Source organism: Robertmurraya kyonggiensis (genome assembly GCF_005116465.1).
Classification (GTDB): Bacteria; Bacillota; Bacilli; order Bacillales; family Cytobacillaceae; genus Robertmurraya; species Robertmurraya kyonggiensis.
Map to the genome: position 1 here is coordinate 253,281 of NZ_SWBM01000004.1, position 12,759 is coordinate 266,039.

Genomic DNA, 12,759 nt, shown 5'->3' on the forward strand with positions numbered 1-12,759 from the left:
GAGATTATTATTCAACAAAACACGTCGGTTCGGTTACAATAAGGAATGGACGGAATTATTTCACAATATACGCTGTCTATTTTTATAAAAATGATCATCGGAGGGAAAAATTGTGCGAGATCCTCGAATTGAGACTTTAGCAAAAAACTTAATAAACTATTCAGTAAGACTACAAAAGGGTGAGAAAGTATTAATTGAAAACTTTGGCCTACAGCGTGAGCTAGTCACTGCTCTTGTGAATGAAGCTTATAAAGCTGGCGGTTACCCTTTTGTTTTATTAAAAGATAACATTGTAGATCGTGCTCTACTTCTTGGAGCTGGGGAAGAACAGTACAACATGATGGCAGAGTTTGAAGCCAATGTCATGAGCAATATGGACGCATACATAGGTCTTCGTACTGGAGACAACATTAATGAACATGCTGATGTTCCAGACGATAAAATGAAAATCCACGGTTCTACAATTGGGAAAAAAGTACACCGTGACATCCGTGTTCCAAAAACACGATGGGTTGTTCTACGTTACCCTAATTCCTCAATGGCTCAGCTTGCAAAAATGAGCACAGAAGGATTTGAAGACTTCTATTTCCAAGTTTGTAATTTAGACTATGGCAAAATGGACAAGGCGATGGATAGCCTAGTGGAACTAATGAACAAAACAGATAAGGTTCGTATTACAGGAACTGGAACAGATTTGTCTTTCTCTATTAAGAATATTCCAGCGATTAAATGCTCTGGTCAAATGAATATTCCTGATGGTGAGGTGTATACAGCACCTGTTCGTGATTCGATTAATGGAGTCATTACGTACAATACACCTTCTCCATATCAAGGCTTTACCTTCGAAAACGTTAAGCTTACGTTTAAGGATGGAAAAATTGTGGAAGCTACTTCTAATGACACGGATCGAATTAACAAAATTTTCGATACGGATGAAGGCGCTCGTTACGTTGGAGAATTTGCAATTGGGGTAAACCCTTATATTTCTCATCCCATGCAAGACATTTTATTCGATGAGAAAATAGATGGAAGCTTCCACTTCACCCCAGGTCAATGCTATGACGATGCCTTTAACGGCAATCATTCCAATATCCACTGGGATTTGGTCAACATCCAAAGACCTGAATACGGCGGCGGAGAAATGTATTTTGATGATGTATTGATTCGTAAGGACGGACGCTTCGTTATTGCAGAGCTTGAGTCTTTAAACCCTGAGAATTTGAAGTAAATATTTGTTTTGGGTCCCCATGGCTGAGCCGTGGGGACTTTTTGGAGAGGGGATTTAGTTATATAAGCGGTTTATGAAGACAACTATTGCAAGAATCTCGTGAAAGTTGTTCTCATAACTGCTCCATGAAGACACTATTCATCGATTCCAGCCATTAGTGTCCGCATGACCGCTTCTTAAAGACACTATTCATAAGATTTCAGCTATTAGTGTCTGCATGACCGCTCCATGAAGACACTATTCATAAGATTTCAGCTATTAGTGTCCGCATGACCGCTTCATGAAGACACTATTCATAAGATTCCAGCCATTAGTGTCCGCATGACCGCTTCATGAAGACACTATTCATAAGATTCCAGCCATTAGTGTCCGCATGACCGCTTCTTAAAGACACTATTCATAAGAATTCAATCATCATTGTCTTCCTGACATAACCTTCAAAGAAAGAACTGTCACTCGACTACCCAACCACCACCCTATTGCCCAACCAAAAAACCACAGTCATTAAGACTGTGGCTTTAAGCTTTGTTCATATGCGTTTTGGAATTTTTGAATATCTCCTGCACCCATAAAGAGAATGACACTGTTTTCATGCTCTTTCAAGCTAGCAGTTTCATCTTCTTTAATAATGCTTGCATTCGGAACAAGCTTTTGTAAATCTTCAATCGAAAGCTGTCCATGATTCTCACGAGCAGAACCAAAAATTTCACACAAATAAGTTTTATCAGCAAGCTTCAAGCTTTCCGCAAATTCTCCTAAGAAGGTTTGCGTTCTTGTAAAGGTATGCGGTTGAAACACTGCAATAATATTCTTATCTGGGTACTTCTGTCTTGCTGCATTAATGGTTGCTTTAATTTCCGTTGGATGGTGTGCGTAATCATCAATTAGAATTTGAGACCCTACACTTTTTTCCGTAAAACGTCTTTTCACGCCCTTGAAGGTTAAAAGCTGTTCCTTCACAATGGAAGAATCAATTTCTTCATAATGACAAATAGCAATGATTGCTAGGGCATTCAATACATTGTGATCACCATAGGTTGGAATCGCAAATGTATCGTAGAAAGTATTGCGAACAAATACATCAAACTTTGTACCTTCAGCTGTTCTTTCCACATTTCTCGCTTGAAAATCATTTTCTTCTCCAAAGCCGTAAAAAAGAACTGGTACTTTCGCCTGGATTTTTTGTAGCTTCTCATCGTCACCGCAAGCAATAATGCCTTTTTTAACTTGAAGGGCCATCTCTTGAAACGCAGAGAAAACGTCCTCTACATTTGCAAAATAGTCAGGATGATCAAAATCAATATTCGTCATGATACAGTAGTCAGGGAAATACGATAAGAAGTGTCTTCGATATTCACATGCTTCAAAAACGAAAAACTCCGCTTCTTTATCTCCTTTTCCTGTACCATCCCCAATTAAGTAGGCAGTAGGTTCTGCCCCCTTCATGACATGGGCTAATAGACCAGTTGTCGATGTTTTACCATGAGCACCAGTAATTCCGATGCTCGTGAACCGATCCATGAACTGACCCAAGAAACGATGATAACGAACAACTGGCAATCCTAATTCCATCGCACGAACAATTTCTTCATGTGTATCAGGAAACGCATTTCCCGCAATAATTGTCATGCCAGGCTGTATATTTTCTTTTTGGAAAGGGAGGATTTTGATGCCAGCCTCTTCAAGTGCTATTTGCGTAAAAAAACGCTTTTCATAATCAGAGCCCTGAACCTCGAATCCCATATCGTGAAGAATTTGTGCTAGTGCACTCATTCCTGAACCCTTTATCCCTACAAAGTGGTAAATCGTCATAATAGAACCTCCAACCATCTTCTATCTGCAAGGCTGAAATTTTATCAACTTTTGCTGTTGCCAACTCCATCAAGAAATTCTCATAAGAAAATCATCATAACGAATGGAATCTGCCTTTGAAGATTAATTTTCTCTGAATAGAAAACAGTAAGCTGTTTTCGTTATCTTATAATGATGCCTTAAGCACTTTGATACAGAAAACAGTGACTGTTTTCATTATCTTTATAATCATGCTTTAAGCACTTTTAATTAGAAAACAATAGCTGTTTTCGTTACATTGTTGTTTTCACTATTGGCATTTTCATTGGAACAGTGAAGAAAGTCATCTGTAAAACAGTATATGAGTTATAATCAATTTTGCTCATTTTTGGCAAAAACGCGAAACTAGCTCCTTGAATCATACGATTCCCCGGGTTTCTAACTGTTTGTATGTATGTCGTATTGACTCATGTTCAACCATTATAGCACCATTTCATTTTAAAAACTATGGTACAAGGTTGGATTCCTGTTGTAAATACCAATCCGATCATACTCATTTATAACCATCTTTAGAACTATATCTTAGTATAAAACAAATCTAGAATACCATGTCTTCAACCTAGATGAAAAATTCTATTCATCCTGAAAAGATTCTAATTCTGATTCGGTGATTAATACATCACGTGGCTTACTACCTCTTGCTTCTGAAATAAAACCTTGTTCTTCCATCATATCAATTAGTCTCGCCGCACGGTTGTAGCCAATCTTAAATTTCCTTTGAAGACTAGATGTTGAAGCTCCACCTTGTTCAATGATAAACTCGCAAGCTTCATAAAATAATTCATCCTCTTCCTCAGAAACAATAGCTTTTTTCAATAACTCTTCTTGCTCAAATAAGTACTGAGGACTTTGTTCCCTACGAACATGATTCACAATTGCATCAATTTCCTCATCTGTCACATAGGTTCCTTGTAGTCTTACAGGCTTCGATGAACCATTTTCTAAAAATAGCATGTCGCCTCGACCAAGTAATCGCTCTGCACCGCTTATATCAATAATCGTTCTAGAGTCAATTTGTGATGACACAGAGAAAGCAATTCTTGTCGGTACGTTTGCTTTGATTAAACCAGTAATAACATCGACAGATGGACGCTGTGTCGCGATAATTAAATGAATTCCACATGCGCGTGCCTTTTGAGCAATTCGACAAATTGCCTCTTCTACATCAGCCGGAGACATCATCATCAAATCGGCTAACTCATCAATTACAATAACGATATATGGAAGCTTTACAGAATACCTTTTTTCCTGTTCGGCAATTTCATTAAAGCGAGAAATGTCTCGAACACCTGCATGAGCAAATAACTCATATCGGCGTTCCATCTCTTCAACAGCCCATTTAAGTGCCGCTGTCGCAGCTTTCACATCAGTGATAACTGGACTTACCAAATGCGGGATTTGGTTATATGGTGCAAGCTCAACCATTTTTGGATCGATAAGCAAAAGCTTAACTTCATTTGGATTGGCCTTATAAAGCAAGCTCACAAGGATCGAATTGATACAAACGCTTTTTCCTGAACCTGTCGCCCCTGCAATGAGTCCGTGAGGCATTTTTCGTAAATCAGTGACGATTGGTTCCCCGGAAATGTCTAAACCGAGTACAGCTGTTAAAGGCGATTGGGATTCAATAAATTCCTGGCTATTAATGATTTCACTAATAAACACAGGACGACTTGATTCATTTGGTACTTCGATTCCAATCATATGCGTTCCAGGAATCGGTGCCTCCATACGAATATCTTTTGCAGCAAGGCTCAATTTAATATCATCCGCTAAGTTCGTGATTTTATTTACTTTAACCCCTGGCTCAGGACGAACTTCAAAGCGAGTAACAGATGGTCCTTGCGTCACATTGGCTACACTAGCTCGAACATTAAAGTTAAATAATGTTTCATTCAACTGGTGCTCCTGTAATTCAAGCCATTCCTTGTCCACACTTTTAAAAACAGGAGGCTTTAATAAATTGACCGATGGGAAGACATAGTAAGCTTCTTCTGAGCTATCCTCACTGACTTCCTCTGTATCTTCTAATACAAGGGTTTCTACTGATTTAACTTCCTGTGTATTGAGTTCAGTAACAATTTCATCTGGTTTCGATTCTTCTAATGTCACGCTTACTTCAGAAATAGCAGGAGCAAACGTTTCTTTCGCTTTGTTTTCAAGCTTACGTTTATCTTGTGAAAGCATGAGGACATTGAATGGAATGTGAGAGCGTTTTTTCTCTACAGGTCTTTCGGATTCTAAATCCTCCACTTGTTCGTCCTGCTCTTCAACCTCTAATTCAGATTGTAAAATAACATTGTCCTCAAGAATGGCTTCTGTAGTCTGAATTGGAGTCTCCTGTACTTCATAAACAATTTCAGTAGTAACTTCCCTCTCAAATTCTAGCGCCGCTACTTCGTCATGCTCTTCAGTAATAGTTTCTAACTCATCATAGTAATCTTCAATTTCAACAATCTCTTCCACTAGTTCAATTACTTCATGTTCTTGTTCTACCACACTATCAATTTCAGTTACAAAATCATTCTCGTTGTACGTAGGTAGCTCAGGCTTCGAGTCAATTTCAACGACAAGAGAAGGCTCAACTTTAGTAAATGGAATCGACTCACGCTCGAACTCATTTGTATTCTCATGATCTACTGGCGTTTGGGCCACAATATCAATTTTTGGCTCATTCACCACTTGAGATGGTACCAAAGAATCTCGTTCCATTCTTTGTACAGAATTAGATTCTCCCCCACTGATTGGTTTAGACACAGGAACAACTTGTTCTTCTTCATTTTTCACACTTGTAAATCCATTTAATTCAACTTCCACTGGTTTCGTTCTTCTTGGAGGTCTTTCATACCCATAAATAGGAGATGGAATTTCCGTCGGACGAAATGGCCCATTCGAATAGTTCTTCTTTTGCACAGGCTTTGCTTTAGGCGGAGTAACAACTTTTTTTACACTTGGTTGACCTTTTTCCAAAGACGGCTGTGCTCGTCGTTCTGGCCTTTTTGGTTCTTGGGAAGGCTGTGTCGTTCTCCTGCTCTCTCCAGTTGGTCTAGTTCTCTTCCCCCCTCGCTCCTCATCAGGAATTAAAGGAAAGCGAAACTGTCCTTTTGGATATTGATAGATAACTCTCGCATCTACATCTGGACGTCCTTCCTTATGTTCTGGGCGAGCCTCTTCTATGTAATCATCTTCTTCACTGTTATGGGATTGAAATAGTTTTTTAAACCAACTCAAAATAAATCACTCTTTCTAAAATACAATTCTCTAGTTTTTCTATATACTTTATTTTAGCAATAAATATAAAAATTTCGAGATAAATATGAAGGAACAGGGCTATTTACCTGTTTTTACATATTTTTCACTATAAAAAGAAGAAAGGCCCACCACAATTGGTGGAACCTCCTCATCATCTCTTCTTATTTTTCCCTAAAATAAAGATAGGATCTAATTCGCCATTTTCATAAATAAAGGACAGAGCTGTGATTGGTACCCTTCCACTTGCAAAGAAGCTCATCATCATTTGGGCAAGGACATCATAGCCCGTGTCATTTTGGATATCAACAATAATGAGTACATCTTGATGGGGAACGCCTACAGCCATTGTTCCAGTAATCTTTTGTTCCATTTCCTTAAGGAAAGATTCGTTTAGAATACGACTCGCATCATACCCATCATTTTTGTTCAAAAAATAAAAGGTGTTACCAGCTACCTGATCTACTTTCGTTTCAGTAGAAAGAGAACGAACATTGAAGAGGGCAATCTCTTTAATCCGATTGCGATCCCATCCTTCTTTTGCAAGGAGCTGCTCGTCAATCAATCGATACGTTTTATCTAAATCAAGAGCATAGTAGATTCTAGTCTCCGCCGTATGTTCATCATATAGAAGTTCAACATTTTCCTGAGAGCTCGTTGGAAAAGATGTAGAACGAATAACAGGAAAAATCCTCTTTTCATGTCCATCAAGCTTCAGCGGTTCGACCATTGCTTGCAGTCCTTCTTCTACATAATAGACGACTGAATCAATAGCTTTTTCCTTTTGCTCCTCCCATTTCCCAACTATCCCTGGAAGAGAAATGGTAATTCCTTTGCCGGTTTCTTCATTTACAATCCGAAGCTGGTCATTCTTTTTATCATAAGTAAAAGTCCGTCCTGGACGTTGTAATCGCTTTTCAAGCTCTCGTTTCATCTTAATACTATCCATTTTCATCATTGTTTCCTCCTCACGATTAGGAGATTCTCCAATCCTATTTATATTACAACAAAAAACCCTCTATCTCAAAGAATCAAGATAAAGGGCTCTTAATATTTATTATAAGCTTTCGATAAACTTTTCTACTTCTTCTTTCGTCTTACGATCTTTGCTTACAAAACGGCCAAGCTCTTTTCCGTTTTCATAAGCAAGGAAGCTCGGAATTCCAAAGACATCCACTTGTCCACATAAATCAATGAACTCGTCACGATCCACGTACACAAACGTAAACTCTTGGTACTTTTCTTGAATTTCTGGTAAAAACGGATCAATGAAACGGCAATCCGGACACCAGTTAGCTGAAAACATAAAGATATGCTTTCCATCATTTTTCAATTGCTCAAACTGTTCCATGCTTTCTAATTTTTTCATTCTCTTGCTCCTTCTATTTGGATCAACATATCACCTGATTTGATCCAACCTTTTTTCCTCATATATTCTGATAATAACAGGCTAATTACAGCAGGTCCAACAAAAAGCAACAAGATTACTTTAATCCATACATCCGGACCGAATCCCATTGTTGTAAAAGTCATCATTGGGCCAACCAATCCACTCGTCCCCATGCCTGCACCCGCCGCATTGTTATGAAAATCCAGCAAAGTTGTCCCAATCGGAGCGAGAATAATACCGGCTACTGTTGGCGGAATAATAATCCATGGATTTCGGATCGAATTTGGGGCAAGTAAGCTCGATGTACCAACCCCAAGTGATATCAGACCAGAAATTTTGTTCTCGCGATAACTACTTGCAGCAAAGCCAATCATTTGAGCTGCGCATCCAATGACAGCAGCTCCAGCAGCTATGCCGTTTAAATCCAACATCATGGCAATCGCTGCACTTGAAATAGGATAAGTTAACGCAAGTCCCATCGCAACAGAAATGACAATTCCCATTAGGATTGGCTGTTGATCTGTACTCCATACAATGAGATCACCGACTGCTTTCATTGCATAATCAACAGCAGGACCGACGACTTTAGCTACAGCAAATCCAGTTAAAATCGTCACTAAAGGTGTGACAATAATATCAATGCGCGTTTCTTTACTAACTATCTTCCCCAGTTCAACAGAGATAAGAGCAGCGACAAAGGCTCCTGCTTCTCCACCTAAAGTTCCACCGGCTGCCCCACTAAAAATTGCCGCAAACAAAACAAGAGGAGGTGCTTTAAGGCTATAAGCCACCGCCACACCAATAGCTGGTCCCATTAAGCCCATCGCCATCGTACCAATTTCTACTAAAAAGGCTATATCTAGTTGTTCTCCGATTGTTTTAATAATTAACCCTATGATTAAGGATGAAAATAGACCAAGCGCCATACCATTTAATGAGTCGATAAAATAAGCCTTTAAGGAAAGACTTACCCCTTTCTTCTCTAAAAATTTCTTCATCTCTCATTGTTCCTCTCCACTGTATTTACAGGTGTCTTGACACATGTGACAAGATTCATTGTATAACGGCTCTTGTAAAAATGGAACACTTTTTTAGTATTTCTAGTAATTTCTTATAGTATGAAAAAAGGTGTCAAAAATTTTGTAGGGTTCTCCTAACAAATCTTGACACCAGATTTTATTTATTAGCTTTTACTGATTTCACAATTCTCATCATGGTTTCTGCTTCTGACTTTAGGCTAGAGGTTTTTACCTCACTTGTAATTTTCACTCCACCTATCCCTACGACAACCTCATTCTCTTCATCATTACTCTTGTTCACGAGAACATAACTGAGCTTGTCATCCTGTTGAAAGCGTTCCGTAATATCATAGTTTTTTTGCTGTAAAGTTGCATTTAACACAACTTCACTTTTCGGCTCCTCTTGGAGATTATAAAAAAGAATATAAGTCTTCGAGCCATTTTTCAAAATTATATTGTTCGGTGTCTCTTCTTCTACTTCAAATCCGAATGGTAAATAAAATTTTATATCATCATTTTTATTATTCGTATCTTTTGGTGTTTCCTTAAAAGTTTCCTCAACTGCAACCAATGCTTCATCCTTCGCTTCATCGAATGAAGCCGAACAGCCACTCATTAATCCAAATGCAATCACACTTACTACTAACGCCTTCGCTTTAAGTTTCATTGTTATTTCCTCCTTGCACGAAAAAGCACATGTTGTTTTACAATCATGAATCAATTGTTTAAACACATTGGTTTCTATCATACCCTTCTATTTCAAGTTCTGGCAACCGTGCCCATTTTCCTATATATCGAAAAAAAATACACCTGATCGCAAATGATCAGGTGCAAAATAACTAGTTTTTAAGTTTATATTCGTACTGTCCAACTAAAAGCTTCATGACATGAGAAAACATTTCTGCTCGATCAACTCGCCCGTTAGAAAAAACGCCAACTGCCCCTTCTTGCTTGCGAATATTCTCTTTCTGAGCATATTCATCCATCACAGGCCCAAGCTCCTTGCCAGAACGTAATTTAGAAGCGATTTCCTCCGGTAACGGGATTCTTGCACCACCTGCAATATAAGGAACTTCTCCTTTTACAGCAAGTGCTCCCCAATTACAAAGAAAGAGTCCACTTTCATGTTCGTGTACGCCACCTTCTAAGCCAATCCCCACGTCGCCTTCTTCCAAGGCTGCTAATGCACGATTTACGGCACCTTTAATCGTTTCTTCATCGGAAAAAGGCTGTTCATTTACCCCTGAAGCTACGTTCACAGAGACGAATTCTGCTTCATAGCCTTCAAAAGCAGCTTCTACTGCTTTGATTTTGGCAGGATTTTTTGTACCTATTACAACTTTCATCTTTGTTAAGCCCTTCCCTTATGAATTCTGTCTAATTGTTTCTACAGTTGTACGGTCACAAGCTTTAACTAATTTTACGATTAATTCCTTTGCCGCTGCATAGTCATCCACATGAACAATCGACGCATGTGTATGAATATAACGTGAACAAATTCCAACAACGGCACTAGGAACACCTTCATTCGTCATATGCACGCGACCTGCATCTGTTCCTCCTGGAGAAACGAAATACTGATAAGGAATGTCATGTTTTTCTGCCGTATCAAGCACAAACTCTCTCATCCCACGATGAGTAACCATCGAACGGTCCAAAATTCTTAATAAAGTACCCTTTCCTAGATGACCAAATTCTTTTTTATCCCCGGTCATATCATTGGCAGGGCTCGCATCTAAGGCAAAGAAAATATCCGGTTTAATCATGGTTGCTGCCGTTTGCGCTCCTCTCAAGCCAACCTCTTCTTGTACAGTTGCACCTGAATAAAGCGTATTTGGAAGCTTCTCATCCTTAACAGCCTCTAATAATTCAATCGCTAACCCGCAACCATAACGATTGTCCCATGCTTTTGCTAAAATTTTCTTTTCATTTGCCATTGGTGTAAATGGACAAATAGGTACAATTTGCTGACCAGGCTTGATCCCGATTTTAATCGCATCCTCCCGATCATCTGCTCCAATATCAATAAGCATATTTGAAATTTCCATTGGCTTATTTTTTTTCGCTTCATCTAATAAATGAGGTGGAATGGAACCAATCACTCCAACGACAGGACCATTTTCCGTAATAATTTGAACACGTTGAGCCAAAAGAACTTGACTCCACCAACCACCTAGCGTTTGAAAACGAAGCATACCATTTTCCGTAATGGCCGTTACCATAAATCCAACTTCGTCCATATGACCAGCAACCATTATCGTTGGTCCGTCACCATTACGTACTCCAAAGATGCCACCAAGCTTGTCTTGAACGATATCATCACTATACTTCTCTAGCTGTTCACGCATGAATTTTCGGACTAAATGTTCATTTCCAGGTGCCCCAGGTAATTCTGTTAATGTTTTAAACAGTTCTCTTGTTTTTTCGTTCATGGTCTCGTCTCCTTGCCAATATGTATTATCAATTTTGTCATTATGAAATTGATTGATTTGTATGAACTTTATTTTACAGAACTTTGTTTCATCTTGCCACCTTCGATGTTGTAACTGTGATAAAATATGTTCATACTAGAAGACAATTCATTCTTGATGAGGGGGCATTTAGTTGAATTGGAAATCATTCGTTTTAGGACTAAGCGTTGGGCTTGTTAGCGGATTTGTCGCAAAGGAATTATTAGAAACAAATACAAATGTTTCACCTGAAAAAGCATTATCTAATGCCAAATCGTTGTTTAAACAATCTGGACCAATTAGTGGCTCATGGATTCATATGAAACCAGAATCCTACGAAAAACAAGGCTTAACTTATGATGTGTATCGTGGCGGCATATCAAGGTCCGTTGGCCACGAAATCGTTCAATATGAATTTATCGCTGATGCGAAAACAGGAGCAATTATTGATTCTGTAAGTCTTACATAAAGAAACAGCCATGCGAGAGAGGTTTGATTGACAATATTCACTAAAATCAAGCTATAGTTGGCAATCATCTACCTTTTGATTGACAAAATCACCTGAACTCCATCAATATTTGTCAATCAAAACAGTTTGTTTGCACAAAACCTTGTCTGCACCAACAATCACTAGATATATACCCATAACAAAACAGTCTAGCCAAGGGGCAATACTCCCCCAGCTAGACTGTTTTGTTATCTTTCTCTCTTCAGCACTTGCTCCAGCTGATTGTCGGCATCCCACTTCACCGCACGATAGTAGGCATCATGGTAAAAAGTAAACCAAGCCTTTTTCCCAAGACCGTATTCTAGCCATTTTTGCTTTGCTTCAATTGACTTCATTGGGTAATCATCATACGCCATCACCCATAGCACATTTTGATGGGCATGGGTTGGCATAATATCAGCCATATGAACGGCGATATCTCCACCGTCTTCAATAACAAAAATCGAATGACCGTCGCTATGGCCACCAGTGTAAAACATTTTTATCGGACCGAGCGACCATTCTTGATCAAATGTCTGCACCTGTTCCACAATTGGCTCCCAATTTTCTTTCCAATATGTATTTTGAGAACGGATGTTGGGATTTCTCATTTCATCCCATTCGACTTGAGAGGTCATAATTTTACTATTAGGAAAAACCGAGACATACTTTCCATCGATAAGCTTTGTCAGTCCGTTGGCATGATCATAATGAAGGTGAGTCATAATGACATAATCAATATCATTTGGCAACAATCCAAGCTCGCTTAAGGATTGCTCCACTTCAGATTCCTCTAGGACACCGAAATTTCTCTTTTGCTTATCTGTTAACTTTCCATTTCCAATCCCTGATTCCACGAGAATGTTTTTTCCATTCCCTTGAATGAGGATAGGGTCCGTTCTGAGTTCAATCTGGTTGTTTTCATTGGAAGGATATTTTTTTGACCACAAAGGCTTAGGAACCACTCCAAACATGGCACCTCCATCTAAATGGGTCACGCCTCCTTTTAACCAAGTCAGTGAATATTGCCCGATTTGCAAAGTTTCCATGGTAAAATCCCCCTTTTGAGTTATTTTACCATATTA

Annotated in this window: 11 protein-coding genes; 2 read left to right on the forward strand and 9 right to left on the reverse strand. The window is 38.9% G+C overall.

All coding sequences use genetic code 11. The features are described 5' to 3' along the window. Positions 1 to 112: 112 nt before the first annotated feature. Positions 113 to 1,228 (forward strand): aminopeptidase, encoded by a 1,116-nt coding sequence (locus tag FA727_RS17180; RefSeq protein ID WP_136832795.1) that lies wholly within the window; start codon positions 113 to 115, stop codon positions 1,226 to 1,228. Positions 1,229 to 1,732: 504 nt separating this feature from the next. On the opposite strand, the gene murC is transcribed toward FA727_RS17180, so the two are convergent. The 8 genes from murC to FA727_RS17220 all read right to left on the reverse strand — a co-directional run bounded on the left by murC (position 1,733) and on the right by FA727_RS17220 (position 11,169). Next, on the reverse strand, positions 1,733 to 3,040 hold the full coding sequence (gene murC, locus FA727_RS17185; RefSeq protein ID WP_136832796.1) for a UDP-N-acetylmuramate--L-alanine ligase: 1,308 nt from the start codon (positions 3,038 to 3,040) through the stop codon (positions 1,733 to 1,735). Between the two features lie 612 nt (positions 3,041 to 3,652). Next, positions 3,653 to 6,310, reverse strand: a complete 2,658-nt coding sequence (locus tag FA727_RS17190) for a DNA translocase FtsK (protein WP_136832797.1) — start codon at positions 6,308 to 6,310, stop codon at positions 3,653 to 3,655. A gap of 172 nt (positions 6,311 to 6,482) precedes the next feature. Continuing rightward, complete coding sequence (locus FA727_RS17195) at positions 6,483 to 7,283, reverse strand: DUF1444 domain-containing protein (RefSeq protein WP_136832798.1); 801 nt, start codon at positions 7,281 to 7,283, stop codon at positions 6,483 to 6,485. Positions 7,284 to 7,385: 102 nt separating this feature from the next. After that, complete coding sequence (locus FA727_RS17200) at positions 7,386 to 7,697, reverse strand: thioredoxin family protein (protein ID WP_136832799.1); 312 nt, start codon at positions 7,695 to 7,697, stop codon at positions 7,386 to 7,388. After that, a complete protein-coding gene (locus FA727_RS17205) occupies positions 7,694 to 8,716 on the reverse strand; it encodes a PTS sugar transporter subunit IIC (protein WP_136832800.1) in 1,023 nt (340 codons plus the stop codon). Before FA727_RS17205 ends, FA727_RS17200 begins: the two co-directional genes overlap by 4 nt. A 178-nt stretch (positions 8,717 to 8,894) precedes the next feature. Continuing rightward, the gene (locus FA727_RS17210) at positions 8,895 to 9,404 is read right to left on the reverse strand and encodes a hypothetical protein (protein ID WP_136832801.1); all 510 of its coding nucleotides are present in this window, start codon (positions 9,402 to 9,404) and stop codon (positions 8,895 to 8,897) included. A 172-nt stretch (positions 9,405 to 9,576) separates the two neighbouring features. Continuing rightward, positions 9,577 to 10,083: a DUF84 family protein gene (locus FA727_RS17215; protein WP_136832802.1), complete on the reverse strand. Its 507-nt coding sequence runs from the start codon at positions 10,081 to 10,083 to the stop codon at positions 9,577 to 9,579. An 18-nt stretch (positions 10,084 to 10,101) separates the two neighbouring features. After that, positions 10,102 to 11,169, reverse strand: a complete 1,068-nt coding sequence (locus FA727_RS17220; protein ID WP_136832803.1) for a M42 family metallopeptidase — start codon at positions 11,167 to 11,169, stop codon at positions 10,102 to 10,104. Between the two features lie 172 nt (positions 11,170 to 11,341). On the opposite strand from FA727_RS17220, the gene FA727_RS17225 reads away from it, so the two are divergent. Next, positions 11,342 to 11,656, forward strand: a complete 315-nt coding sequence (locus tag FA727_RS17225; protein WP_136832804.1) for a PepSY domain-containing protein — start codon at positions 11,342 to 11,344, stop codon at positions 11,654 to 11,656. A 227-nt stretch (positions 11,657 to 11,883) separates the two neighbouring features. Here FA727_RS17225 and FA727_RS17230 read toward each other — a convergent pair whose 3' ends face one another. Beyond that, a complete protein-coding gene (locus FA727_RS17230; RefSeq protein ID WP_136832805.1) occupies positions 11,884 to 12,723 on the reverse strand; it encodes a YtnP family quorum-quenching lactonase in 840 nt (279 codons plus the stop codon). Positions 12,724 to 12,759 lie beyond the last annotated feature (36 nt).